At 64.4% G+C, this 24,453-nt stretch carries 22 protein-coding genes and 1 tRNA gene; 15 read left to right on the top strand and 8 right to left on the bottom strand.

The genetic code is table 11. The features are described from left to right. Positions 1-9: 9 nt before the first annotated feature. Positions 10-1,053, top strand: a complete 1,044-nt coding sequence (locus DKK67_RS18450; RefSeq protein WP_111497994.1) for an LLM class flavin-dependent oxidoreductase — start codon at positions 10-12, stop codon at positions 1,051-1,053. A 138-nt stretch (positions 1,054-1,191) separates the two neighbouring features. Here DKK67_RS18450 and DKK67_RS18445 read toward each other — a convergent pair whose 3' ends face one another. Beyond that, the gene (locus DKK67_RS18445; RefSeq protein WP_165857615.1) at positions 1,192-1,734 is read right to left on the bottom strand and encodes a helix-turn-helix domain-containing protein; all 543 of its coding nucleotides are present in this window, start codon (positions 1,732-1,734) and stop codon (positions 1,192-1,194) included. A gap of 138 nt (positions 1,735-1,872) precedes the next feature. Further along, a complete protein-coding gene (locus DKK67_RS21665) occupies positions 1,873-2,151 on the bottom strand; it encodes a hypothetical protein (RefSeq protein WP_162628877.1) in 279 nt (92 codons plus the stop codon). A 58-nt stretch (positions 2,152-2,209) separates the two neighbouring features. Between DKK67_RS21665 and purU the strand changes: the two genes are divergently transcribed. The 11 genes from purU to amt all read left to right on the top strand — a co-directional run bounded on the left by purU (position 2,210) and on the right by amt (position 14,846). After that, on the top strand, positions 2,210-3,082 hold the full coding sequence (gene purU, locus DKK67_RS18440; RefSeq protein ID WP_111497992.1) for a formyltetrahydrofolate deformylase: 873 nt from the start codon (positions 2,210-2,212) through the stop codon (positions 3,080-3,082). An 18-nt stretch (positions 3,083-3,100) separates the two neighbouring features. Further along, on the top strand, positions 3,101-4,342 hold the full coding sequence (locus tag DKK67_RS18435) for an FAD-dependent oxidoreductase (protein ID WP_111497991.1): 1,242 nt from the start codon (positions 3,101-3,103) through the stop codon (positions 4,340-4,342). Positions 4,343-4,353: 11 nt separating this feature from the next. Continuing rightward, a complete protein-coding gene (locus DKK67_RS18430) occupies positions 4,354-4,620 on the top strand; it encodes a sarcosine oxidase subunit delta (RefSeq protein WP_111497990.1) in 267 nt (88 codons plus the stop codon). Continuing rightward, positions 4,604-7,513, top strand: coding sequence for a 2Fe-2S iron-sulfur cluster-binding protein (locus DKK67_RS18425; protein WP_111497989.1), 2,910 nt, complete (start codon positions 4,604-4,606; stop codon positions 7,511-7,513). The genes DKK67_RS18430 and DKK67_RS18425 overlap by 17 nt, the downstream gene beginning before the upstream one ends. Beyond that, entirely contained in the window at positions 7,513-8,001 is a 489-nt protein-coding gene (locus tag DKK67_RS18420) for a hypothetical protein (protein WP_111497988.1), read from the top strand. The genes DKK67_RS18425 and DKK67_RS18420 overlap by 1 nt, the downstream gene beginning before the upstream one ends. Next, positions 7,998-9,332, top strand: coding sequence for a type III glutamate--ammonia ligase (glnT, locus tag DKK67_RS18415; RefSeq protein WP_111497987.1), 1,335 nt, complete (start codon positions 7,998-8,000; stop codon positions 9,330-9,332). The genes DKK67_RS18420 and glnT overlap by 4 nt, the downstream gene beginning before the upstream one ends. A 60-nt stretch (positions 9,333-9,392) precedes the next feature. After that, positions 9,393-10,295: a class II glutamine amidotransferase gene (locus DKK67_RS18410; protein ID WP_111497986.1), complete on the top strand. Its 903-nt coding sequence runs from the start codon at positions 9,393-9,395 to the stop codon at positions 10,293-10,295. 11 nt (positions 10,296-10,306) lie between these two features. Further along, positions 10,307-10,990 (top strand): GltB/FmdC/FwdC-like GXGXG domain-containing protein, encoded by a 684-nt coding sequence (locus tag DKK67_RS18405; protein WP_111497985.1) that lies wholly within the window; start codon positions 10,307-10,309, stop codon positions 10,988-10,990. 24 nt (positions 10,991-11,014) lie between these two features. Beyond that, positions 11,015-12,361 carry an FMN-binding glutamate synthase family protein gene (locus DKK67_RS18400; RefSeq protein ID WP_111497984.1) on the top strand — a complete coding sequence of 449 codons (1,347 nt, stop codon included), beginning with the start codon at positions 11,015-11,017 and terminating at the stop codon, positions 12,359-12,361. Positions 12,362-12,374: 13 nt separating this feature from the next. Beyond that, complete coding sequence (gene folD, locus DKK67_RS18395; protein ID WP_111497983.1) at positions 12,375-13,232, top strand: bifunctional methylenetetrahydrofolate dehydrogenase/methenyltetrahydrofolate cyclohydrolase FolD; 858 nt, start codon at positions 12,375-12,377, stop codon at positions 13,230-13,232. Positions 13,233-13,490: 258 nt separating this feature from the next. Then, a complete protein-coding gene (gene amt / locus DKK67_RS18390) occupies positions 13,491-14,846 on the top strand; it encodes an ammonium transporter (RefSeq protein ID WP_111497982.1) in 1,356 nt (451 codons plus the stop codon). 319 nt (positions 14,847-15,165) lie between these two features. On the opposite strand, the gene DKK67_RS18385 is transcribed toward amt, so the two are convergent. The 4 genes from DKK67_RS18385 to rpsU form a co-directional block, all read right to left on the bottom strand. Beyond that, a tRNA-Ile gene (locus DKK67_RS18385) sits at positions 15,166-15,242 on the bottom strand. A gap of 100 nt (positions 15,243-15,342) precedes the next feature. After that, positions 15,343-17,199, bottom strand: coding sequence for an RNA polymerase sigma factor RpoD (gene rpoD, locus DKK67_RS18380; protein WP_111497981.1), 1,857 nt, complete (start codon positions 17,197-17,199; stop codon positions 15,343-15,345). Between the two features lie 180 nt (positions 17,200-17,379). Further along, the gene (gene dnaG / locus DKK67_RS18375; protein ID WP_111497980.1) at positions 17,380-19,119 is read right to left on the bottom strand and encodes a DNA primase; all 1,740 of its coding nucleotides are present in this window, start codon (positions 19,117-19,119) and stop codon (positions 17,380-17,382) included. 236 nt (positions 19,120-19,355) lie between these two features. After that, entirely contained in the window at positions 19,356-19,571 is a 216-nt protein-coding gene (gene rpsU / locus DKK67_RS18370) for a 30S ribosomal protein S21 (RefSeq protein ID WP_004578868.1), read from the bottom strand. A 326-nt stretch (positions 19,572-19,897) separates the two neighbouring features. Here rpsU and tsaD point away from each other — a divergent pair, with 326 nt between their 5' ends. Next, a complete protein-coding gene (gene tsaD, locus DKK67_RS18365) occupies positions 19,898-20,956 on the top strand; it encodes a tRNA (adenosine(37)-N6)-threonylcarbamoyltransferase complex transferase subunit TsaD (protein WP_111497979.1) in 1,059 nt (352 codons plus the stop codon). Between the two features lie 35 nt (positions 20,957-20,991). Here the strand turns inward: tsaD and plsY are convergent, their stop codons facing one another. After that, on the bottom strand, positions 20,992-21,576 hold the full coding sequence (gene plsY / locus DKK67_RS18360; RefSeq protein ID WP_111497978.1) for a glycerol-3-phosphate 1-O-acyltransferase PlsY: 585 nt from the start codon (positions 21,574-21,576) through the stop codon (positions 20,992-20,994). 194 nt (positions 21,577-21,770) lie between these two features. Here plsY and folB point away from each other — a divergent pair, with 194 nt between their 5' ends. Beyond that, positions 21,771-22,130: a dihydroneopterin aldolase gene (folB, locus tag DKK67_RS18355; RefSeq protein WP_111498153.1), complete on the top strand. Its 360-nt coding sequence runs from the start codon at positions 21,771-21,773 to the stop codon at positions 22,128-22,130. After that, complete coding sequence (gene folK, locus DKK67_RS18350) at positions 22,127-22,657, top strand: 2-amino-4-hydroxy-6-hydroxymethyldihydropteridine diphosphokinase (RefSeq protein ID WP_111497977.1); 531 nt, start codon at positions 22,127-22,129, stop codon at positions 22,655-22,657. The genes folB and folK overlap by 4 nt, the downstream gene beginning before the upstream one ends. Positions 22,658-22,713: 56 nt before the next feature. On the opposite strand, the gene pgi is transcribed toward folK, so the two are convergent. Continuing rightward, positions 22,714-24,378, bottom strand: a complete 1,665-nt coding sequence (pgi, locus tag DKK67_RS18345) for a glucose-6-phosphate isomerase (RefSeq protein ID WP_111497976.1) — start codon at positions 24,376-24,378, stop codon at positions 22,714-22,716. Positions 24,379-24,453: the final 75 nt, after the last annotated feature.

Here is a 24,453-nt window from a genome sequence, read left to right as displayed (position 1 = left end):
ACCACAACAATGCAGTTTTCGTTATTCCTCCATATGGAGCGCTATCCGGGCGACAAGAGTCACCAGCAGTTGTTCGAGGAACTCTGCGAGCTGGTGAAGATTGCCGAGGACGGCGGTTTCCGGACGGCCTGGATCGGTGAGCACCACGGCATGCAGTTCACCTCATCACCCAGCCCGGTGGCGCAGCTTTCCTACCTGGCGGCGAAGACCGAACGCATCCGGCTGGGGGCGGGCACCTTCGTCGCGCCCTTCTGGGATCCGATCCGTCTGGCAGGCGAAGCGGCGCTTCTGGATGTCATCAGCGGCGGTCGGCTGGAGTTCGGCATCGCCCGTGGCGCCTACCAGTTCGAGTTCGACCGGATGACGGATGGCATGAAGGCTTCCGAGGGTGGCGCGGCGCTGCGCGAGATGGTGCCGGCGATCCGCGGCCTGTGGCAGGGCGACTACAGCCACCAGGGCGAGGTGTTCAACTTCCCGACCACCACCAGCGTGCCCAAGCCGGTGCAACAGCCCCTGCCGCCCATGTGGATCGCGGCGCGGGACCCGGCCTCCCACGATTTCGCGGTGGCCAACGGCTGCAACGTCATGGTCACGGCCCTGATGAAAGGGGACGAGGAAGTGGCCGATCTGGCGCGGAAGTTCAACACCGCCTGCGCCGATCACCCGGAAATGGAACGCCCGGAGCTGATGTTCCTGCGCCACACCTACGTGCACGATGAGAGCGATCCGGATGGCTGGCGCCCGGGAGCGGAAGCGCTCAACCGCTTCTACCGTTACTTCATGGCCTGGTTCAAGAACGACCAGAAGGCCATCGACGGCTTCTTCGAGCCGGCGTCCGAAGCCGATGTGGCGGATAACGCCGAGTTCGACCTGGAAACCCTGCACCGCAACATGATGATCGGTACCCCGTCGGAGCTGGTGCAGCGGCTCAAGGGATACGAGGCGCTGGGCATTACCGAGTACAGCTACTGGACCGACAACACGCTCCCGTTCGAGGAGAAGAAGCGGTCCCTGGAGCGGTTCATCAAGGAGGTGATGCCTCACTTCAACTGATTGTCGAGACGACCCATCGGCTGCCACGCGACGGCAGCGACCCCGTTTGCGCCCGGCGCCTGTCATACCTGGCCGGGCGCCTTTTTTTGTCGCAGGCTGATGTCGCCGGTTGATCCCGCCTGTGCGGGGCGGGGACGGTCAGTCGTCGTAGTGGATAATCGACAGCAGCTTGATGGGCACCTTGCGCAATTCTTCCGGACCGTGGGGCACCTCGCCGTCAAAGGAGAGGGAGTCACCGGGTCCCATTTCGTACAGGTGGTTGCCGTGCCGGTAGAGGATGTCGCCCTCCAGGATGTAGATGAACTCCAGTCCCGGATGCGAGAAGGTGGGAAAGACCTCCGCCGCGTCGTCCATGGTGATGAGGAAGGGTTCGTAGCTCTTCTGGCTGCCGCGGTGGTAGTTCAGCAGCTGGTAGGTGTGGCCTTTCTCCGTGCCGCGGCGGACCACTTCCATCCCTTCGCCCGCCTTGGTGAGCTGGGCGCCGCCGTCCGGCCGGTCGTAATCGCTGAACAGTTGGGAAATGGGCAGGCCGATGGCATCGCACAGCCGGCTCAGGGTCTCCAGGCTGGTGGACACCTGGGCGTTCTCGATCTTGCTGACCATGCCCTGGCTGAGTTCAGCGATGCGCGCCACATCGGTGATCTTCAGGCCTTGTTCCTGGCGTTTGCGCTTTACGCGCATGGCGATGTACTGCTCAAGCTTGAGGCGGGGATTGTGGGTGTCCCGGCTGAAGCTGATCTTGCCTTCTTCCAGTGCTTCGATATGGCGCGAGGGCGGCGTAGCGGACGGCATTGGGGTCTCCTGAGTCACGGCTGTAGTTTAGCGCCAATATTCCTGATCGGAAAATTTCCTTCCCGTTTTGCGTTTGAATCCGGCCATGCGGATGCCCAGCCGAATGTTTTCAGCGTGTGTCGGCCCGCGTTTGAACCTGAATGGTGCGCGCCGGCCTTGCTTTGGTGCGTTTGCGAGCATGATTTCGGCCCGTTTGTTCAGGGTCGCAATTATTCCTGATAAGAAAAAAATATTCATAAACGGCCTGTTTTCAGGCAGTTGCCGCCCACGTCTGAATTTTTCGCCCGCCTGACGCCAGATTGGCAAGCCTTGTGCTTTACCTAAGGGAAACTAATTTTCCTGGTAGAGAAATAAAGGCTTGGCAATGGCACTCAATCCCGAAAACACACGACGCTACCGCATCACCATCTCCTGTCCCGATACCGTGGGCATCGTCGCTGCGGTGTCCCAGTTCATCGCCGACCACAATGGCTGGATCGGCGAGGCTCACCAGTTTGCCGACCCCGAGGCCTGCCTGTTCTTCATGCGCTATGAGGTGGTCGCCGACTCCCTGCCGTTCGGTCTGGAGGCCTTGAAGGCCAAATTCAGCGAGGTGGCCGAACGCTTCGCCATGAACTGGGAGATCACCGATTCCGCCGGGAAGAAGCGGGTGGTGGTGATGGTCTCCAAAGAGGCCCACTGCCTGTCGGACCTGCTGTACCGCTGGCGTGCCGGCGAACTGGATTTCGACATTCCCTGCGTGATTTCCAACCACGACACCCTGCGTTCCTACGTCGAATGGCATGGCATCCCGTTCGTCCATGTGCCTGTGGACAAAAACGACAAGGCGCCGCACTTCCAGGCGGTGCAGGAACAGATCGCCTCGGTCGAGGCCGATTGCATCGTGCTCGCCAAGTACATGCAGATCATCCCCGAGGCGCTGTGCGAGCAGTATCCGGGGCGGATCATCAACATCCACCACAGTTTCCTGCCGTCTTTTATCGGCGCGCGCCCCTACCACCAGGCCGCCGAGCGTGGTGTGAAGCAGATCGGCGCCACCTGCCACTACGTCACCCCGGACCTGGACGCCGGCCCGATCATCGAGCAGGACGTGCTGCGGGTGACCCACCACAACACCACCAAAGACATGGTCCGGCTGGGCAAGGACGTGGAGAAAGCCGTCCTCGCCCGGGGCCTGCGTTACCACATCGAGGACCGGGTGCTGGTGAACGGCAACAAGACCGTTGTCTTCGCCTGAGCCGGTTGGGAGAGAACAATGTCCTGGCATCTACTGAAATACGGGTTCAAACGCGGCCACGACGAGCCGCGCTTCTTCCCCGAACCCAAGGAACTGAAGTCGGAATACGACGTGGTCATCATTGGCGGCGGCGGCCACGGCATGGCCTGCGCCTACTACCTGGCCAAGGAGCACGGCATCACCAACGTGGCGGTGCTGGAGCAGGGCTACATCGGGGGCGGCAACACCGGTCGCAACACCACCATCGTGCGCTCCAACTACCTGACGCCGGAGGGGGTGAAGTTCTACGACACCAGCGTGAAGCTGTTCGAGGACCTGTCCGACGAGTTCGACCTCAACATTTTCTACTCCACCCGCGGCCACTTCACCCTGGCCCACACCGACAGCGCGATGCGCACCATGCGTTGGCGGGCCGAGGTCAACAAGCACTATGGCATCGACAGTGAGGTGGTCGGTCGCGACGAGATCGCCAAGGCGGTGCCGTACATGGACCTGGACTGCGCCGGCCACACCCCGGTGATGGGGGCGCTCTACCATGCGCCGGGCTCGGTGGCGCGTCACGATGCGGTGGCCTGGGGCTACGCCCGTGGCGCCTACAACCGCGGTGTCGAGATTCACCAGAAGACCCGCGTCACCGGTATCCGCACCCGGGACGGCAAGGTCGTGGGCGTGGACACCGACCGCGGCGCCATTCGCTGCGGCAAGGTGATCTCCATGGTGGCCGGCTCCACGCCGCGCATTACCGAGATGGTGGATTTGCCCACGCCCATCGAGATCTTCCCGCTGCAGGCCTGCGTGTCCGAACCGGTCAAACCGTTCATGGACACCATCGTGGTGTCCGGCAGCCTGCACGTCTACATCAGCCAGTCGTCCCGCGGCGAGATGGTGATGGGTGCCTCGGTGGACCCGTCGGTGCTGCACTCCACCCGCTCCACCTTCGACTTCGTCGAGGGGCTGACCGACCAGATGGTGGACCTGTTCCCGTTCATGAGCCGCCTGAAGGTCATGCGTCAGTGGGCGGGCATGAGCGACCTGACCCCGGACTTCGCGCCGATCATGGGCAAGACCCCGATCGAGGGCTTCTACCTGGACGCCGGCTGGGGCACCTGGGGCTTCAAGGCCACGCCGGTGAGCGGCAAGACCATGGCCTGGACCGCCGCCAACGACCAAACCCACGAACTCATCGAACCGTTCCGCTACAGCCGCTTTGCCGACTTCGACCTGGTCGGCGAGAAGGGCGCGGCGTCGGTCGGACACTGAGGAGCCGGAGCATGAAGTTACTGGATTGCCCGCTGATCGGGCGCCGCCCCATCAGCGAATTCGATTACGTTGGCGAGGTCCGCAAGCCACCGGTGGACGGCGACAGCGCCGCCTGGTCGGACTTCGTCTTCAACCGCCGGGGGGCGCCGGGCGTGCTGCGCGAGCGCTGGTACCACCGGCCCACCGGTTACTGGTTCGTGTTCGACCGCGACACCCTGACCGACGACATCAAGGCCGTGGTCGATGCCCGGGAGGTGCGCTATGACATCCCGGCTTGATCCCCAGCCGCTGGAGTGGATCGACCGCGACACGCGGCTGTCATTCCGCTTCGAGGGCCAGACCTTTACCGGCTACCAGGGCGATAGCATCAGCTCGGCGCTGCTTGCTTCCGGCCAGACCCTGTTGGGCCGCAGCTTCAAGTACCACCGCCCGCGCGGTGCGCTGACTCTGGCCAATCACGACGTCAATGCGCTGCTCCAGAGCCGCGAGTGCACCAACATCCGGGGTGATGTGGAGCTGCTGCGCGAGGGTCTGGAGCTGCACGCCTGCAACGTCAACGGCACGCTGGCCAACGACCGGGACCGCTTCATCGGCCTGTTCGCCCGGTTCATGCCGGTGGGCTTCTACTACAAGGCGTTCCACACGCCAAAGAAACTGTTCCCCTTCTGGGAACGCAAGATCCGCGAAAAGGCGGGGCTGGGACGGGTCGACACCCGGTGGACCGAGCAGCGCCAGTCCAAACGCTACGATTTCTGCGACCTGCTGGTGGTGGGCGCCGGGGCCAGCGGCCTGCAGGCCGCGCTGACCGCCGCCGAGGCCGGAGCTGACGTGGTGCTGGTGGACGAGAACCCGCACATCGGCGGTAGCCTCGACTACCAGCTGGCCAACGAGCCGGCCGCGGCCGAGGTGCGCGCGCGCCTGAAACAGCAGGTGCGCCGTCATGCCAACATCCGCCTGTTCGAACAGCATGTCGCCGCCGGCTGGTACACCGATCATTACATCCCGCTGGTGGGGCCGGGCGGCATCACCAAGATGCGCGCCCAGGGCATGATCTGCGCCACCGGCGTGATGGAGCAGTTGGCGGTGTTCCGCAACAACGACCTGCCCGGGGTGATGATGGCGTCCGCCGCCCAGCGGATGATCGCCCGCTACGCGATCAAGCCCGGTCAGCGCGCGGTGGTCCTCTGCGCCAACGCCGAAGGCTACCGTGCCGCGCTGGACCTGCTGGCCGCCGGCATCGAGCTGGCGGCGGTGGTGGATATGGATAACGACGCGCCCCGGGGCGACTGGGCCCGCCAAGTCGCCGACCAGGGCGTGGCCGTCTATCGCGGCTATGGCGTTTACGAAGCCCAGGGCGACCAGCGCCTGCAGGCTATCCAGGTGGCGCCGTTCGATGGCCGTGACTGCGATCCGTCAAAGCTGGCGACCATCGGCTGCGACCTGCTGCTGATGAGCGTGGGATGGGCCCCGGCGGCGCAACTGCTGTACCAGGCCAGGGGCTCACTGGGCTATGACGACAGCCTGCACCAGATCCTGCCCCGCGAGCTGCCGGCCGGCATCCACGCCTGCGGTCGCGTCAATGGCGCCTTCACCCTGGAGCAGCGGCTGGCGGACGGCGAACGCGCGGCTCACGCCGCCCTGGCGGAGTTGCAGGGTGCCTCGGTGCAGACCGGCATGGCCGCCCATCGCGACAGCCTGGCCCACAGCCACCCCTGGCCGATCGTGTCGCATCCGGCGGGCAAGAACTTTGTCGACATGGACGAGGATCTCCAGCTCAAGGATCTCATCCATGCGGCACAGGAAGGCTTCGACAACATCGAACTGATGAAGCGCTTCTCCACCATCGGCATGGGGCCGAGCCAGGGCAAGCATGCCAACATGAACGGCATCCGCATTCTGGCGTCGATCCGTGGGCAGTCGATCGACCAGACCGGTTCCACCACGGCGCGGCCCATGTTCCATCCGGTGCCGGTCAGCGCCCTGGCGGGCCGGCGCTTCCGCCCGGAGCGCCGTACCCCGATGCAGGCCTGGCACGAGGCCAACGGGGCGCAGATGATGGAAGCCGGGCACTGGCAGCGGCCGGAGTACTACGGCCAACCGGAAGAGCGCGAACAGGCCATCCTGCGCGAGGCCCAGGCGGTGCGCAGCGGACTGGGGCTGATCGACGTGTCCACCCTGGGCAAGATCGAGGTGCTGGGGCCGGATGCGGCAAGGCTGCTGGATGCGGTCTACACCATGAAAATGTCCACCATCAAGCTGGGCATGACCCGCTACGCGCTGCTGGTGGACGATAGTGGCGTGATCATCGACGACGGCATCGTTGCCCGCCTGGCGGAGGACCGCTTCTACGTCTCCGCCACCACCAGCCACGCCGCCGCCACTTTCCGTCTGCTGTCCCAGACAGTGATGGACCTGGGGCTGGACGTGCGCCTGGTCAATCTCACCGACTCCCTGGCGGCGATGAACCTGGCCGGCCCGCTGTCGCGCCAGCTGCTCCGGACGCTGACCGATACCGATCTGGACGAGGACCGCTTCCCCTATCTCGGCATCCGTGAAGGCACCCTGTGCGGTGCGCCGGTGCGGCTGATCCGCGTCGGCTTCGTGGGCGAGCTGGGCTACGAGATCCACGCGCCCGCCCACAAGGCCCTGGAGATCTGGCGCACCCTGATGAGCGCCGGGGCCCAGCACGGCATTCGCCCGTTCGGGGTCGAGGCCCAGCGCATCCTGCGCCTGGAGAAGGGGCACGTCATCGTTGGCCAGGACACCGACGGCCTGACCAACCCCTTCGAGGCCAACATGCCCTGGGCAGTGCCGCTCAAGAGCAAGCCCTGGTTCACCGGCAAGCCGTCCCTGGCGTTGCTCAAGGAGCGCTGCGCGCGCCGGCTGACCGGCTTCGTGCTGCCCCAGGGCTACAGCGGCGAGCGCATCAAAGAGTGTCACCTGATGATCGAGCGGGGTGACATCGTCGGCCGGGTCAGCAGTATCGGCTACAGCCCGGCGCTGGGCCGCTACATCGGCCTGGCCATGGTGGACCTGCCGCTGGCGAACGAGGCGCCAACCCTGCACGTGCGGGTGGACAGCGGCGCGCTGGTGGCCGTCTCCCCGTGCAAGACCCCTTTCTACGACGCCGATGGCGCACGCCAGACGGCCGACCTGACGGAGGTGGCGTGATGGCTGCATTGACCGTAACGCAACGCCGCGACCTGAGCGGCTACCTGATTACCGGGCCCGGCAGTGCCGCCGCCCTGGACGCCGATGGCCTGCCCCGGCCCCGGGAACAACTGGCCGCCGCGGAACAGGACGGTGCCCTGGTAGCCCGCACCGGTGCCGACGAATACCTGCTGTTCCTGCCCGGCGACCGTCAACCGCCGGCCGACTGCTGGTGCTTTAGCCGCGCCGACCGGGTGCTGGCGGTCCACGGCGACGACTGGCGTGAGCTGCTGGCGCGGGTGTGCCAGTACGATTTCCGCCATTTCGGGCCGGGCGACTGGCTGATGGCCTCGCTGGCCGGGGTCAACGCCTGGCTCTACCGGACACAGGAAGACGGCACGCTGCTGGTCGGCGTCAGTGACGGATTCCACCGCTATCTCGAAGACCTGTTCAGCGACCTGGTTTGCGAACTGGAAGATTCAGCGACCTACGAAGGAGGTGCGTCATGACGCCCACAGAGATCAGTCATTTCATCGACGAGAACGAGATCAAGTACATCCTGGCGCAGTTTGTCGACATCCATGGCGTGGCCAAGACTAAGTCGGTCCCGGCCAGCGGCCTGGGCAATGTGGTCGAGAGCGGCGCCGGTTTCGCCGGCTTCGCGGTCTGGGGCATGGGCATGCAGCCTCATGGCCCGGATTTCATGGCCCGCGGCGATCTGGCGACTCTCAGCAAGGTGCCCTGGCAGCCGGGCTACGCCCGCATCGCCTGCGACGGCTACGTCAATGACGCGCCCCACCCGTATTGCTCGCGGGTGATCCTCAAGCGCCAGTTGGCGCTGCTGGAGGCGCGCGACTGGACCCTCAACACCGGCCTGGAGCCGGAGTTCTCGCTGTTCAACCGGGCCGAGGACGGCAGCCTGATGCCGGTGGACGAGAGCGACGTGCTCGACAAGCCCTGCTACGACTACAAGGGGCTGTCCCGCTCGCGGGAGTTCCTGGAGCAGTTGGTGGAGTCGCTGCAGGCGGTGGATTTCGACGTCTACCAGATCGATCACGAGGACGCCAACGGCCAGTTCGAGATCAACTACACCTACAGCGACGCGCTCACCTCGGCCGACCGGTTTACCTTCGTGCGCATGGCCGCGGGCGAGATCGCCAACAAGATGGGCATGGTGTGCTCGTTCATGCCCAAGCCGGCCTCCGACCGGACCGGTAACGGCATGCACTTCCACCTGTCGATCACCGACGCCGACGGCAAGAACCTGTTCCACGATCCCAGTGATCGCCACGGCATGGGGCTGTCGAAGCTGGCCTACCACTTCACCGCGGGCATCCTGGAACACGCCCGCGCCATCTGCGCCTTTGCCGCGCCGACGGTCAATTCCTACAAGCGACTGGTGGTGGGCGGCAGCGCGTCCGGCGCCACCTGGGCGCCGGCCTACATCTGCTACGGCGACAACAATCGCTCCGCCATGGTGCGGGTGCCCTACGGCCGCCTTGAGTTCCGCCTGCCGGACTCCGGTTGCAACCCATACCTCGTACACGCTGCGCTGATCGCCGCGGGCATGGACGGGGTGGAGCGGGAGCTGGACCCGGGCGAGCCGATGAACGTCAACCTGTACGACCTGTCGCTGGAGCAGATCCAGGCCAAGGGCGTCGGCATCCTGCCGCAGAACCTGAACGAAGCGCTGGATGCGCTCGAGGCGGACACCCTGTTCACCGAGAAGATGGGGCCGGAAATCGTGTCCGAGTTCCTCGCCGTCAAGCGCGCGGAATGGGTGGAGTACAGCCGCCACGTCTCCGACTGGGAAATCAAACACTACGCCGAGTTCTTCTGATCCGGCGCAGCCAATGAAACAACGCTTTATCGCCGGCAGGGCCGGCATGAGGTCAGCAATATGTGTGGAATTGTAGGTCTTTACCTGAAAAATCCGGCGCTGGAGAGCCAGTTGGGTGCACTGTTCGAGCCCATGCTCATCGCCATGACCGACCGCGGTCCCGACAGTGCCGGTTTCGCCATCTACGGCGACGAGGTGCCGGCCGGGCACACCAAGGTCACCCTGCGTCATGGGGACGACGATTACGACTGGGAAGCCCTGGCCGGGCGTATGGGCGAAGCGCTGGGCGCCGAACTGTCCTGGTTCGGCAATGCCAACGTGGCGGTGTTCAAGATCGCCGCGGACGAGGCGCGGGTACGCGGCTGGCTGGAAGACAGCGCCCCGGACGCCCTGATCCTGAGCATCGGCCGCTCCATCGAGATTCTCAAGGAAGTGGGGCTGCCGGAGCACATCGCCGGCAAGTTCCAGCTCGGCCGGATGCAGGGCAGTCACATCATCGGCCACACGCGCATGGCCACCGAGTCCGCCGTGACCATGGAAGGCAGCCATCCGTTCACCACCGGTATGGACCTGTGCCTGGTGCACAACGGCTCCCTGTCCAACCACAACCGCCTGCGGGAGAACCTCAAACGCGAGGGCATCCGCTTCGAGACCGATAACGACTCGGAAGTGGCGGCGGGCTACCTGACCTGGCGCCTGGGGCAGGGCGATTCCCTGAAGCAGGCGCTGGAGCACGCCCTGGACGACCTGGACGGTTTCTTCACCTTCACCATCGGCACCCGCAACGGTTTCGCGGTGATGCGCGATCCCATCGCCTGCAAGCCGGCGGTGCTGGCGGAAACCGACGACTACGTCGCCATGGCCTCGGAATACCAGGCCCTGGCCAGCCTGCCGGGCATCGAGAACGCCCGGGTCTGGGAGCCGGAGCCGGCCACTTTCTACGTCTGGGAACGGGACGCCTGAGGAGCACCACCATGAAAACATTCGATCTGAGTCAAACCCCCGTGCGCGACCTGAACCAGACGCTGCACGACCAGGCCGCCGAGTGCGTCGAGCGGGAATTCGACGTGCTGCAGCCCAACGGACAGCACAACATCGCCTGCGGCATCGACCAGAACCTGTCGGTCACCGTCCACGGCCACGCCGGCTACTTCTGTGCGGGTATGAACAAGAAGGCCACCGTCACCGTTCACGGCAATGTGGGGCAGGGTGTGGCCGAAAACATGATGTCCGGCACCGTGCGGGTCAAGGGCGATGCCTCCCAGGCCGCCGGCGCCACCGCCCACGGCGGGCTGCTGGTGATCGAGGGCAACGCCGGCGCCCGCTGCGGCATCTCCATGAAGGGCGTGGACATCGTCGTCAAAGGCAACGTCGGCCACATGAGCTGCTTCATGGGCCAGGCCGGCAGCCTGGTGGTCTGCGGCGACGCCGGCGACGCGTTGGGGGATTCGCTCTACGAGGTGCACATCTACGTCAAGGGCAGCGTGAAATCCCTCGGTGCGGACTGCGTGGAAAAGGACATGCGTCCCGAGCACATCGAGGAACTGGGCAACCTGCTGAGCCGGGCCGGTATCGACGAGGACCCCGCACGGTTCAAGCGATACGGCTCGGCCCGGCAGTTGTACAACTTCAAGGTCGATAACGCAGCCGCCTACTGAGACTGATCGCGAGAGGATTGAATCATGAGCAACGAATCCACCCAGCACGCTGAACGCGACCCGCACGCGGGTCTGCGCGAATCGGCCACGTTCGACCGCACCACCATGGCGGAAATCCGCCGCGCGGCGGAAACCGGCATCTACGACATCCGCGGCTTCGGCGCGAAGCGCAAGCTGCCGCACTTCGACGACCTGCTGTTCCTGGGGGCGAGCATGTCCCGCTATCCGCTGGAAGGCTATCGCGAGAAGTGCAACACGGCGGTCACCCTGGGCGATCGCTTCGCCAGGAAACCGATCCAACTGGACATCCCGGTGACCATCGCCGGCATGAGTTTCGGTGCCCTGTCCGCCAACGCCAAGGAAGCGCTGGGCCGCGGCGCCTCGGAAGTGGGCACCTCCACCACGACCGGTGACGGCGGCATGACCGCCGAAGAGCGCGGCCAGTCGAAGAAGCTGGTGTACCAGTACCTGCCGTCGCGTTACGGCATGAACCCGGACGACCTGCGCAAGGCGGATGCCATCGAGGTGGTGCTGGGGCAGGGCGCCAAGCCCGGTGGCGGCGGCATGCTGCTGGGGCAGAAAATCAGCGACCGGGTGGCCCAGATGCGCACCCTGCCGAAAGGCATCGACCAGCGCTCGGCCTGCCGTCATCCGGACTGGACCGGTCCCGACGATCTGGCCATCAAGATCCAGGAGCTGCGCGAGATCACCGACTGGCAGGTGCCCATCTACATCAAGGTGGGCGCCACCCGCACCTATTACGACGTCAAGCTGGCGGTGAAGGCCGGGGCCGACGTGGTGGTGGTCGACGGCATGCAGGGCGGCACCGCCGCCACCCAGGATGTGTTCATCGAACACGTGGGCATACCCACCCTGGCGGCGATTCCCCAGGCGGTCCAGGCGCTGCAGGAGATGGGCATGCACCGCAAGGTACAGCTGATCGTCTCCGGCGGCATCCGCAACGGCGCCGACGTGGCCAAGTGCATGGCGCTGGGGGCGGACGCGGTCGCCATCGGTACGGCAGCGCTGATCGCGCTGGGCTGTAACCACCCCCGCTATGACGAGGAGTTCCACCAGATCGGCTCCGCCGCCGGGTTCTACGACGACTACCAGGAGGGCCGCGACCCCACCGGTATCTCCACCCAGGACCCGGCGCTGAGCCAGCGTCTTGACCCGGTGGCCGCCGGACATCGTCTGGCCAACTACCTGCGCGTGCTGACCCTGGAGGCCCAGACCCTGGCGCGGGCCTGCGGCAAGAACGACCTGCGCAACCTGGAACCCGAGGATCTGGTGGCGCTGACCGTCGAAGTCTCCGCCATGGCGCGCGTCCCGCTGGCCGGCACCAACTGGGTGCCCGGCCAGGGCTTCTAGGCGGGAGGTCCGTGTGAGCACAGCCACAATCATCAACGGACGGGAGGTCGCGGCGCAGTTGCGTCGCGACATCGCCGGCATGGTCCAGGCCCGCATCGAGCAGGGGCGTTCGCGCCCGGGGCTGGCGGTGGTACTGGTGGGCGAAGACCCGGCCTCCAGCGTTTATGTGAACAGCAAGATCAAGGCCTGTGAGGAGGCAGGATTCCTGTCGCGCAGCTTCCACCTGGCGGATACCACAGCCGAGTCGGAGCTGCTGGCCCTGATTGACCGGTTGAACGGGGATGCGTCGATTCACGGGATCCTGGTGCAGTTACCGCTGCCGGAGCACATCGACGTCCCCACGGTGGTCGAGCGCATCAGCCCGGCCAAGGACGTGGACGGCTTCCACCCCTTCAACCTGGGGCGTCTGGCGGCGAAGACGCCGACGCTGCGGCCCTGCACACCCTATGGCTGTATGCGCCTGCTCGATGCTTACGGCATCGATCCCGGCGGTCAGCATGCGGTGGTGGTGGGGGCGTCCAACATCGTCGGCCGACCGGCGGCGCTGGAGTTGCTGCTGCGTGGCGCCACCGTGACCGTGTGCCATGTGAGAACCCGGGATTTGCCGGCGGAGCTGGCGCGGGCCGACATCGTGCTGGTGGCCATCGGTCAGCCTCGCTTTATCCGGGCGGAGTGGCTCAGGCCGGGGGCGACGGTAATCGACGTGGGCATCAACCGACTGGCATCCGGCAAGCTGGTGGGGGACGTGGATTTCGACGCCGCGCTGGATCGGGTCGGGGCCATCACGCCGGTACCCGGTGGTGTCGGGCCCATGACCATCGCCTGCCTGCTGCAGAACACCCTGGAAGCCTGTGAAGCGCTGGACGGCTGAACGCCAACTGGTGCAACGACACATTGAAAACCCGGCCCTGCCGGGTTTTTGCGCATTGGGCCCCGGGAACGATCAGAAACGCACCATTATAGAAAAGTTGAAACGGCGACACTGATTATAAATGTCTTTTAAAACAGTGAGATGAAAAACAGGCCCGCATTTTGCTATTTATCAATGGGAAAATAATATTCCTTTAAGTATATCAAGGCCGCCCTTTGCGGCGCGCCAACGTGAGATGCAGAAAAAGAGAGACAAATCATGGAAAACGTAGGGCTCGAACTCGGGTACGCACTCGATACCTTCTATTTCCTGATGTGTGCGGCGCTGGTGATGTGGATGGCGGCGGGGTTCGCCATGCTGGAAGCCGGGCTCGTCAGGGGCAAGAACACGGTGGAAATCCTTAACAAGAACGCGCTGTTGTACGGCGTGGCCTGTGTGGTCTACCTGGTGGTGGGCTACAACATCATGTATCCCGGGGATCCGGTGAACTCGGTCATCCCGGGGCTGGATTTCCTGCTGGGCGCGGACAACGCCACGGCCGATGTGGTCGCCGGCGGTGATGGCGCGCCTTACTACTCCACCATGGCGGATTTCATCTTCCAGGCGGTGTTCGCGGCGGCGACCATGTCGATCGTCTCCGGTGCCGTCGCCGAGCGCATGCGCCTGTGGCCGTTCCTGATCTTCGCCGTTGTGATGGTGGCGGTGATCTATCCGGTGGAAGGCTACTGGAAGTGGGGCGGCGGTTTCCTGGACCAGTTGGGCTTCCAGGACTTTGCCGGCTCCGTGGTGGTGCACATGGCCGGAGCCTCGGCCGCTCTGGCGGCGGTGATCCTGTTGGGGCCGCGCAAGGGCAAGTACGGCCCCAACGGTGAAGTGCGCGCCATTCCCGGCGCCAACCTGCCGATGGCGACCCTGGGTATGTTCATCCTGTGGATGGGCTGGTTCGGCTTTAACGGCGGCTCGGAGCTGAAAATTTCCAACGTCGACGAAGCCAACGCGGTGGCCAAGATCTTCGTCAACACCAACGCCGCGGCGGCGGCCGGCATGGTCGTGGCGGCACTGCTGGCCCGGGCCCTGTTCGGCAAGACCGACCTGACCATGACCATCAACGGCGCGCTGGCGGGCCTGGTGTCGATCACCGCCGAACCGCTGCAGCCGTCCGCGGGCACGGCCACCCTGATTGGCGCCGTGGGTGGCGTGATCGTGGTGGGCTCCGTCCTGCTGCTGGACCGCCTGAAACTGGACGATCCCGTCGGCGCCATCTCCGTGCACGGCACCGCCGGCATCTGGGGCGTCTTCGCGGTTCTGTTCAGCAACGCCGACGCCACCTTCATGGGCCAGTTGATCGGCACCGTCGCGACCTTCGCCTGGATGTTCCTGGCCAGCTTCGTGGTGCTCTATCTGATCAAGCAGACCATGGGTATCCGCGTCAGCGATGAAGAGGAAAGCGCCGGCATGGACGTTTACGAATGCGGCATGCAGGCCTACCCGGAGTTCATGGTCGGCTCCGCCAGCCCGGCAAGCGGCACCCCATCAGGCGGCAAGGCCGCGGAGGCCAAGCCTTCCGGCTCGCAGCCGTCATTCTCCCCGGCGCAGAAGCCGGTTGGTGGCTGATCATCTCCCAAACAACGAGGCCCTGACGGGCCTCGTTCACCTTCTTGCTTCACCCGAAACAGCCCGCATCTTTGAGACGAGACCGGATGGGGCAACGACTCCCGTTTGGTTATCGAGAGGTCGGTTGAGTAGGGAATATCCAGAACAGGGCGCCGGTCATGCACAGGGCCTTCCTGGGTTTCTGGCACGCTTTAAACAAAGCGGAGCTTTGTGTACCAGAAACGGCTCGTATCTATGATACGAGACCGGATCAGTCCAGCGACTCTCAATGGGTTCTCGAGAGGTCGGTTGACTCGGGGAAAAACATAACCAGAAGAAATGGTGGGCCTTGCTGGACTTGAACCAGCGACCAATCGATTATGAGTCGACTGCTCTAACCAACTGAGCTAAAGGCCCGAAACAGGGGGAAGATATAAAACGGGCGCCATTATACGCATCGCGTATGGCGCCCGCCAGAGGCGACGCGACGGGAGTCGCGCGCCTCACTCGGCTCTCATCAGGTCGAGCTGTTGTGATCGTCGATGAAGCCACGCAGGTGGTCGGACCGCGACGGGTGACGCAGCTTGCGCAGGGCCTTGGCTTCGATCTGACGGATCCGCTCGCGGGTGACGTCGAACTGCTTGCCGACCTCTTCCAGCGTGTGGTCCGTGTTCATCTCGATGCCGAAACGCATCCGCAGCACCTTGGACTCCCGGGCCGTCAGGCCGGCCAGCACGGAGCGGGTGGCTTCGCGCAGGCCTTCGGCGGTGGCGGAATCCACCGGCGACAGCGCCTGGATGTCCTCGATGAAGTCGCCCAGATGGCTGTCTTCGTCGTCGCCGATCGGGGTTTCCATGGAAATCGGTTCCTTGGCGATCTTCAGGACCTTGCGGATCTTGTCTTCCGGCATCTCCATGCGTTCGCCCAGCTCTTCCGGGGTGGGCTCGCGGCCCATTTCCTGCAGCATCTGGCGGGAAATCCGGTTGAGCTTGTTGATCGTCTCGATCATGTGCACCGGAATCCGGATGGTCCGCGCCTGGTCCGCGATGGAGCGGGTGATGGCCTGACGGATCCACCAGGTGGCGTAGGTCGAGAACTTGTAACCGCGACGGTATTCGAACTTGTCGACGGCCTTCATCAGGCCGATGTTGCCTTCCTGGATCAGGTCCAGGAACTGCAGGCCACGGTTGGTGTACTTCTTGGCGATGGAGATAACCAGACGCAGGTTGGCTTCCACCATTTCCTTCTTGGCGCGGCGGGCCTTGGCTTCGCCGATGGACACGCGACGGTTGATTTCCTTGATTTCCGCGACGGTCAGGTCGACGTCGTTCTGAACATTGGCGATGCGCTTCTGCATGCGCACGATTTCGTCCAGACGCTCGCTGATCCGCTCGGCGTGCGGCTTGGAGCCCTTGGTCAGGCCTTCCGCCCAGTCCAGGTTGGTCTCGTTGCCCGGGAAGGTCTTGATAAAGTCCTTGCGCGGCATGCGGCATTCGCGCACGCAGATCGCCATGATGGCGCGCTCGTTCTCGCGCAGCGCCTCGTTGGTGGAGCGGATGACGTTGACCAGCTCTTCGAACGCCTTGTTGGCCAGCTTGAACGGGGCGAAGACCTGACCCAGCTCGTTCAGCGCGTCCTGGGCCTTTTCAGAACCCCGACCGTGCTTCTCCAGCGCCTTGTTGGCGGTGGCGAGCTTCTCGCGCAGCAGCTCGAAGCGCAGGCGGGTCTCTTCCGGATCCGGACCGTTATCGGTTTCTTCCTCGGAATCGTCGTCGTCATCGTCGCTGGAGTCATCACTGGAGCTGTCGTTGCCGCTCTTGGGCGTGGTGTCCTCGGGCATGAACGGCTCGGCGTCGTCGGGATCCAGGAAGCCGGTGACGATGTCACTCAGGCGGCCTTCGTTCTCGACGATGCGGTCGTAGGCCTGGATCACGGTACCGGCGGTACCGGGGAAGTGGGCGATCGCCGCCATGACGTCGCGTGTGCCTTCCTCGATGCGCTTGGCGATGACGATCTCGCCCTCGCGGGTAAGCAGTTCGACCGTGCCCATCTCGCGCATGTACATGCGCACCGGGTCGGTCGTGCGGCCGGCGTCGGTTTCCACGGCGGCGAGGGCGGCGGCGGCTTCGGCCGCAGCGGTTTCGTCCGCTGTGGCATCGCCGTCGGTCATGAGCAGGGTATCAGCGTCTGGAGCTTCTTCGGATACCTGGATGCCCATGTCGTTGATCATCCGGATGATGTCTTCCACCTGATCCGGATCCGCTATATCCTCAGGCAAGTGGTCGTTGACTTCGGCGTAAGTCAGGTACCCTTGTTCTTTGCCTCGCGCGATGAGGTCTTTCAAACGTGACTTCTGCGAATTGCTGCCTGACATAGACACCCTATGGAATCGCTGATATAAAGATGAAAAGATAAACAGCCATTATAGCTGCCGCCCAAATTCTCTGCCACAAACCTTAAGTTGTGGCAAGATTCCCCTGTTTCAAGAGAAAGCCAGAGAAACCTCCGTAAGTAACCCCCGCAAAGGCTTTGGATTGGGCCATTTGCAAAAGGTTCAAACGCCCTCCCCGCTGCTCAGGCGCTTGAGTTCCCGGTGATCGTCCGCGGTGAATTCGCCGGCGGCTTTGCGCTTGATCAGCGCTGCGATTTTCTGCTTTCGAACCGCTTCCTGGTTCGGTGTCAGTATTTCCCGAGCCGAGGCGATCAGATTGTCCCGTTCCGGCACATGCTCGATACCATCGAATAGATGGAAGAAGCGTGCCCGGGCCTGGCTGTCGTAGGCCAGGGCGGCGATGACTTCCCGGTGTTGTCGAATGTCGGATTCGCGGATCCACTGGGCCAGCGAACCGGCCTGGCGCAGGCTGCGGTCACGACGGGCCGCTTCCAGTACTTCCTCGGCCAGATCCGGCGCTTCGATCAGCGCCAGGCTGAGGCTGCCGTCCTTGCTGAGCCGGACTTCGACCGGGTCTTCGCTGACCCGCTCGGCGCCGCGGAAGCCCTTGCCCTTGAATCCCTTACCCTTAAAGCTGTCGTTGCGCGGCTGCCAGCGGCGGCCGCACAGACGCAACATCTCGTGCCACATGGCGTCGCGCAGGGTGCTGCGCGGCATCTTGTTGAGCAACGGCTCAACCCGCGCGCGCAGTTCGCCGCGGTGTTCCGGCTGATCCAGATCCAGACCCTGGCTCTGGCGATCGAACAGGAAGCGCGACAGCGGTGTGGCGCCCTCGATGCGTTTGCGGAAGGCGTCCGCACCTTCCTTGCGCACCAGCGTGTCCGGATCTTCGCCCTCCGGCAGCATCAGGAACTGCAAATGCAGGCCGTCCGCCATCAGCTCCAGGGCGTTGTCCATGGCGCGGTCGGCGGCGCGGAAGCCGGCGTTGTCGCCGTCGAAGCAGAACACGATGTGGCGCACGTGACGCAGCAACGCCTGCATGCTGTCCTGGTTGGTCGCCGTGCCCAGGGTGGCGACCGCTTCGTGGATGCCGTTCTGGGACAGGGCGATCACGTCCATGTAGCCTTCCACCACCAACAGGCGGTCGAGGCGACGCAGGGCCCGTTGCGCCTCGTAAAGGCCGTAGATTTCCCGGCTCTTGTGGAAAACGTCCGATTCGGGCGAGTTGATGTACTTGGCTTTGTCGTCGCCCAGGGTGCGCCCGCCGAAGGCGATGGTTTTTCCCCGCGTGTTGCGGATCGGGAACATGATCCGGTTGCGGAACAGATCCCGGGGCCGGCCGAACTTGTCGGACACGGTGCCGGTCTCGATCAGCGGCCCGCGCAGGCCAGCCTCGGCGGCCTGGTGCAGGGCAGTGCCGTCACCGGGGGCGAAGCCGATCTGGTACTGCTCGATGGTGGCGGCGTCGAGACCGCGCTGGCGCAGGTAGTCCCGGGCAAAAGCCGCGCCCGGCTGGTTTAGCGCCTGACGGTAGAAACCGTTGGCGAACTCGAGTGCGTCGGTGAGGGTGCGCGCCTGCTGCATTTCCTGGCGCGCAGCCTGATCGTACGGCACTTCCAGGCCGGCCCGCCGGGCCAGTTCCTCGACCGCTTCCGTAAAACCCAGGTGATCGAATTCCCGGACGAAGCTGATGGCGTCGCCATGGGCGCCGCAGCCGAAGCAGTGGTAGAAACCTTTGTCCGGTCGGACGTTGAAGGATGGTGTCTTTTCGTCGTGGAACGGGCAGCGTGCCTTGTAACTACCGCCGGCCTTCTTGAGGGTCACCCGACTGCCGATCAGCTCCGCCAGGTCCACCCGGTCGAGCAAATCGTCGATAAAGCGTTGGGGGATCAGACCGCTCATGGCATCTCCGGCGTCGTACAGCTATTCAGCATCAAGAGATTAGACCATGCCTCCGATCTCGCCAGCGGCGGTCGGGCCAGGTCACTGCGTTCCGTTCGGGGTCGTGGCATCCGGACGAAAAGGGCATCCACAAGCTAAAAATGCCGCCGAAGCCAGGCCTCGACGGCATTGGATGCATGCATCCCCGGCGGCGAAAACCGCGGCGGGGACGCGAAGCTGCAATTCGGGCGTCTGGCTTAGTACAGACGCTCGAACTTGCGCTGTTCCCGCTGAAGCTTCTTGAGATGGCGCTTGACGGCAGCAGCTGCTTTGCGCTTGCGGACGGCAGTCGGCTTCTCGTAGTGCTCGCGACGACGCACTTCAGAAAGAATGCCGGCCTTTTCGCAAGACCGCTTGAAGCGACGCAGTGCTACGTCGAATGGCTCATTCTCTTTCACTTTAACAGCTGGCATTCGAAAATCACCTACCTTATGGATCGATTCGGTTTAAGTTCAGTTCCGGCGCGGCCGGGCCGTCGCCTGGTTCTGATGATTCGCTTGATCTCACGCGGATCCGTCAGAATTGTCTAAAACTCGACCAGCGCAGATTTAAGGGCGGCAATGATAGCGCCTTCCCGGGTTGGTTGTAAAGCGTCCAATTGGTCGGCCCGGCAAACGGTCATAGGGAAAACCACGGCGCCCCGGCGCGGGCGGATCTGGTAAAATACGGGCGCTTTGGGGTCCGGCTCGCGGGCCTCATTACGTCAAGACGTCCATCAAAGGTCACCGAGAAGGTCACTATGCTGGTTCTGGGAATTGAAACCTCCTGCGACGAAACCGGGGTCGCGCTCTACGACAGCGAACGGGGACTGCTGTCCCACGCGTTGTTCAGTCAGATCGACATGCACGCCGACTACGGCGGCGTCGTGCCGGAGCTGGCCTCGCGCGACCATGTGCGCAAACTGCTGCCGCTGTGCGACCAGGTACTGGCAGAGGCAGGGCTCAGCCGCCAGGACCTGGAGGGCATTGCCTACACCGCCGGCCCCGGACTGATCGGTGCGCTGATGGTGGGGGGCTCGGTGGCCCATGCGCTGGCCCTGGCGCTGGATATCCCGGTCCTTGGCGTTCACCACATGGAAGGCCACCTGCTGGCGCCGATGCTGGAAGACGAGCCGCCGGCGTTTCCGTTCGTGGCGCTGCTGGTGTCCGGCGGCCACACCCAACTGGTGCGCGTGGACGGCATCGGCCACTACGAGCTGCTGGGCGAATCGGTGGACGATGCCGCCGGTGAAGCGTTCGACAAGACTGCCAAGATGCTGGGTCTGGATTATCCCGGCGGCCCGCGTGTGGCCAAACTGGCGGAGCAGGGGCGTGAGGGCGTGTACCGCTTCCCGCGCCCGATGACTGACCGGCCGGGACTGGATTTCAGCTTCAGCGGGTTGAAGACCTACACCCTCAATACCGTCAGCGCCGCCGAAGCGGATGGCACTTTGGACGACCAGGTGCGTGCCGATATCGCGCTGGCGTTCGAGAGCGCGGTGGTGGATACCCTGGTCATCAAGTGCCGTCGGGCGCTGGAGGCGACCGGCTGCAAGCGTCTGGTGATGGCTGGTGGCGTCAGCGCCAACCGGCGTCTGCGGACGTCGCTGGAAGCCGCGTTGCGCAAGCTCGACGCCAGCGTGTTCTACGCGCGCCCGGAATTCTGTACCGACAACGGCGCCATGATTGCCTATGCCGGATGTCAGCGCCTGCTGGCCGGCCAGCGTGATGGCGACCGCATTGTCGCGGTGCCGCGTTGGCCGATGAACACCCTGCCGACGCTTGAGGCGGACTGCCTGGAAGGTCTTAAAGTCGGTTAAACAATCCGGCGGGTCAAGTGATCCGAGGTGTCTGGTTAAAGCGGCGGTTCGCGCCGTTGCGCCAGCCGGATCAGGTTGTCCCGGTGGCGTACCAGAATCAGCAGCAAGAGTAGCCCGAACAGGGGCAGGGCCCGGGGTTCCAGCAGCAGGCTGATCACCGGGCCGGCCAGCGCGGCGCTGATCGACGCCAGCGAAGAGATGTGCCAGCGCCACATCACCAACCCCCAAATCGCCGCCAGGATCACCGTCGTCATCGGTGCCAGCGCCAGGCCGGCGCCAAGCGCGGTGGCCACACCTTTTCCTCCCTGGAACCGCGCGAACAGCGGCAGCATGTGCCCGGTCACAGCGCACAGGGCGACGATCGCCAGCGGCAGCGGCCCCAGGCCGAACGCGGCGCCCACCCACACCGGAATCGCGCCTTTCAGGGCATCCAGAGCCAGCGTGACCAGCGCGGGAAATGGCCCGCCGGCGCGATAGACGTTGGTCGCGCCGGGGTTGCCGGACCCCAGCGCGCGCGGGTCGGGAAGCCGCCACAGGCGGCACACCATCGGCGCAAACAGGATCGATCCCAGCAGGTAGGCAAACAGGCCGGCTACGACAGTCAGCGCGGAATCGGGCATGGGCAGAGACGTCACAGGTGGATTGTGCGAAAATCGCATCCCCGGAAACCGGTCGCCTGAGAGCTGCTCCGCGACGACCTGACGTGGATGGGAGCGGCCTCCGACTGCGCGTGCGAGGGCCGGGGACAGTGCCTGGGTTTACGTTAATGTGAACGAGATGCAGGCTGCAAGTTTTTTGATGAGGTGAAGTGCCGGTGACGGACACGGTATTGGTCGAAGGCCTGGCGGTCGAGACGGTGATTGGCGAGTATGAATGGGAACGGCATATCCTGCAGCGGGTCGAGATCGACCTGGAAATGGCGTGGGACAACCGGGTCCCCGGCGCCAGTGACGATGTGAGCGACGCGCTCGACTACGCCGCGGTCAGCGAGGTGGTGCGCGCCTGGTTCCGGGCGAATCAGCCGCGTCTGCTGGAAGCGGCGGCCGAAGCCCTGGCGGCGGACATCCGGCAGCGCTTCGGCGTGACCTGGCTGCAACTGACCCTGCGCAAGCCGGGCGCGGTGCCTGATGCGCGTAGTGTGGGCGTGCGTATTGAGCGGGGGCAGCGTTCGTGACTGATGCGGCCACTGTCTACCTGGGCATCGGCAGTAACCGGGATCGCGAGCGCCACATCCTGGCGGCGCTGAATGCCCTGTCCGAGCGTTATGAACTGACTGGCGTGTCGTCGGTGTTCGAGAGCGAATCGGTGGGTTTCGAGGGGAGTCTGTTCTACAACATGGTTGTGGGGATCCGTACCGGCGAGTCCGTCGCCACGCTGTCGCGCTTCCTCAAAGGGCTGGAAATCGACAACGGTCACCAACCGGGCATGCCCAAATTCAGCCCCCGCACCCTGGACCTGGATATCCTCACCTACGACGACCGGATTGGCGTGATCGATGGGGTGGAGCTGCCGCGTGGCGAGATCCTGACCAACGCCTTCGTGCTGTGGCCGCTGGCGGAGATCGCTCCGGACGAGCAGCACCCGCTGGATGGCCGCACCTACCGTGAACTATGGGCGGCCTACGGCCGCGACCAGAAACTCTGGCCCATTGCCTTGCGCTGGCAGGGGCGGGCGATCTCACCGCGCCCCGGCACGTCCTGAATGTCTGGCCCCGGGCGGTTAAACCGCCCGGGGCGCCGAGCCTGCCTGAGGGCGCCTCAGGCGTCGTCCTGGTGCTTGCGGCGGAACAGCTCGATCAGGCCATCGGTTGAGCTGTCGGTCTGCGTGCCGTTGCCCGTCTTGAGCAGGCGGTCGAGGATGTCCTGTCCCAGCTGTTTGCCCAGTTCCACACCCCACTGATCGAACGAATCCACGTCCCAGATGGCGCCCTGCACGAAAGTCTTGTGCTCATAGAGTGCGATCAGCGCGCCGACGATGCGCGGTGTGGAGCGCTCGAACAGGATGGTGTTGGATGGCTTGTTGCCCGGGATGACCTTGTGTGGCGCGAGGCGTTCCACCTCCGCGTCGTCCAGCCCCTGGTCGCGCAGCTCGGCGCGGGCCTCGTCGAGGGATTTGCCACGCATCAGCGCCTGGGCCTGGCTCAGGCAGTTGGCAAACAGGATGGCGTGGTGTCTGGCGACCGGGTTGTGGGTGCGTAGCGGTACGATGAAATCCGCCGGCGACATGCGCGTGCCCTGGTGCAGCAACTGGTGATAGGCATGCTGGCCGTTGGCGCCGGCGCCGCCCCAGATGATGGGGCCGGTCTGGTAGTTGACCGACTCACCGGCGTGGGTGACGCATTTGCCGTTACTTTCCATGTCCAGTTGCTGCAGGTGGGCGGGCAGCCCCCGCAGGTAGTGATCATAGGGCAGGATAGCGTGGGCGTCGGCACCCCAGAAGTTGCCGTACCAGACACCCAGCAACGCCAGGATCACTGGCATGTTCTCCTCCAGCGGCGCCTGGCGGAAATGCTGATCCATGGCGTGGGCGCCGGAGAGCAGGGCGCGGAAGTTCTCCATGCCGATGGTCAGCGCGGTGGGCAGGCCGATGGCGGACCAGAGTGAGTAGCGGCCGCCGACCCAGTCCCACATGGGGAAGATGTTTTCCTCGGCAATGCCGAAATCGATGGCTTCTTTTTCGTTGGCGGTTACCGCCACGAAGTGCTTGGAAATCAGCGCCTCGTCACCGCCGTTGTGCAGGAACCATTCCCGCGCCACCTTGGTGTTCTCCAGGGTTTCCTGGGTCTTGAAGGACTTGGACTGGATCAGGAACAGGGTGGTTTCCGGGTTGATGTGGCGCAGCACTTCGGTGATGTGGCTGCCGTCGATGTTGGCCACGTAGTGGCAGTTCAGGCGCCCGTGCCAGTATGGCTTGAGGGCGGCGGAAACCAGTTTCGGGCCCAGGAAGGAGCCGCCGATGCCGATGCTGACTACGTCGGTAAAGGGTTTGTTGCTGAAACCGCGCCACTGGGTGCTGCGGATGCGCCAGACGAATTCTTCCATCCGCGCCAGGGTGGAGCGGACTTCCGGCATGATGTCCTGGCCATCCACCGGCATGGGTTCGTCGTCCAGATTGCGCAGTGCCACGTGCAGGGCCGGACGCTTTTCGCTGGAGTTGATGTGCTCGCCGGCGAACATGGCCTGGATCTGCTCCGGCACTTTGCAGGCGCGGGCCAGGCTCATCAGCTGAGGCATGGTGTCGCGGGTGATCAGGTTCTTCGAGTAATCCAGGGAAATGCCGGCGGCGGTGGCGAAGTAATGCTGGAAACGCTCCGGGTCCTGCTCGAACAGGTCGCGCATGTGGGTTTGGCTTAGACTGGCCTGATGGTCGGTCAGCGCCTGCCATTCCGGCTTGCTGGTCAGTCCTGGCTGGCTCGTGCTCATTTCCTCTCCCTGGCGGGTGGCCTTGTTATCGGGAGTCCGGCTGCGACGTTCCGGTTCTGCGGCGGACCGGACAAC

Origin of the sequence: Marinobacter bohaiensis, from assembly GCF_003258515.1 — a bacterium.
GTDB classification, from domain to species: domain Bacteria; phylum Pseudomonadota; class Gammaproteobacteria; order Pseudomonadales; family Oleiphilaceae; genus Marinobacter_A; species Marinobacter_A bohaiensis.
The sequence above is the reverse complement of the archived record's forward strand: the minus strand, read 5'-3'. Positions and strand labels throughout refer to the sequence as shown.

Excerpts from the sequence above, each read along its gene's own strand:
- DKK67_RS18450 (WP_111497994.1), top strand. The coding sequence starts at position 10 with ATGCAGTTTTCGTTATTCCTCCATATGGAGCGCTATCCGGGCGACAAG.
- DKK67_RS18445 (WP_165857615.1), bottom strand. The coding sequence starts at position 1,734 with ATGCGCGTAAAGCGCAAACGCCAGGAACAAGGCCTGAAGATCACCGAT.
- purU (WP_111497992.1), top strand. The coding sequence starts at position 2,210 with ATGGCACTCAATCCCGAAAACACACGACGCTACCGCATCACCATCTCC.
- DKK67_RS18435 (WP_111497991.1), top strand. The coding sequence starts at position 3,101 with ATGTCCTGGCATCTACTGAAATACGGGTTCAAACGCGGCCACGACGAG.
- DKK67_RS18430 (WP_111497990.1), top strand. The coding sequence starts at position 4,354 with ATGAAGTTACTGGATTGCCCGCTGATCGGGCGCCGCCCCATCAGCGAA.
- DKK67_RS18425 (WP_111497989.1), top strand. The coding sequence starts at position 4,604 with ATGACATCCCGGCTTGATCCCCAGCCGCTGGAGTGGATCGACCGCGAC.
- DKK67_RS18420 (WP_111497988.1), top strand. The coding sequence starts at position 7,513 with ATGGCTGCATTGACCGTAACGCAACGCCGCGACCTGAGCGGCTACCTG.
- glnT (WP_111497987.1), top strand. The coding sequence starts at position 7,998 with ATGACGCCCACAGAGATCAGTCATTTCATCGACGAGAACGAGATCAAG.
- DKK67_RS18410 (WP_111497986.1), top strand. The coding sequence starts at position 9,393 with ATGTGTGGAATTGTAGGTCTTTACCTGAAAAATCCGGCGCTGGAGAGC.
- DKK67_RS18405 (WP_111497985.1), top strand. The coding sequence starts at position 10,307 with ATGAAAACATTCGATCTGAGTCAAACCCCCGTGCGCGACCTGAACCAG.
- DKK67_RS18400 (WP_111497984.1), top strand. The coding sequence starts at position 11,015 with ATGAGCAACGAATCCACCCAGCACGCTGAACGCGACCCGCACGCGGGT.
- amt (WP_111497982.1), top strand. The coding sequence starts at position 13,491 with ATGGAAAACGTAGGGCTCGAACTCGGGTACGCACTCGATACCTTCTAT.
- rpoD (WP_111497981.1), bottom strand. The coding sequence starts at position 17,199 with ATGTCAGGCAGCAATTCGCAGAAGTCACGTTTGAAAGACCTCATCGCG.
- dnaG (WP_111497980.1), bottom strand. The coding sequence starts at position 19,119 with ATGAGCGGTCTGATCCCCCAACGCTTTATCGACGATTTGCTCGACCGG.
- rpsU (WP_004578868.1), bottom strand. The coding sequence starts at position 19,571 with ATGCCAGCTGTTAAAGTGAAAGAGAATGAGCCATTCGACGTAGCACTG.
- tsaD (WP_111497979.1), top strand. The coding sequence starts at position 19,898 with ATGCTGGTTCTGGGAATTGAAACCTCCTGCGACGAAACCGGGGTCGCG.
- plsY (WP_111497978.1), bottom strand. The coding sequence starts at position 21,576 with ATGCCCGATTCCGCGCTGACTGTCGTAGCCGGCCTGTTTGCCTACCTG.
- pgi (WP_111497976.1), bottom strand. The coding sequence starts at position 24,378 with ATGAGCACGAGCCAGCCAGGACTGACCAGCAAGCCGGAATGGCAGGCG.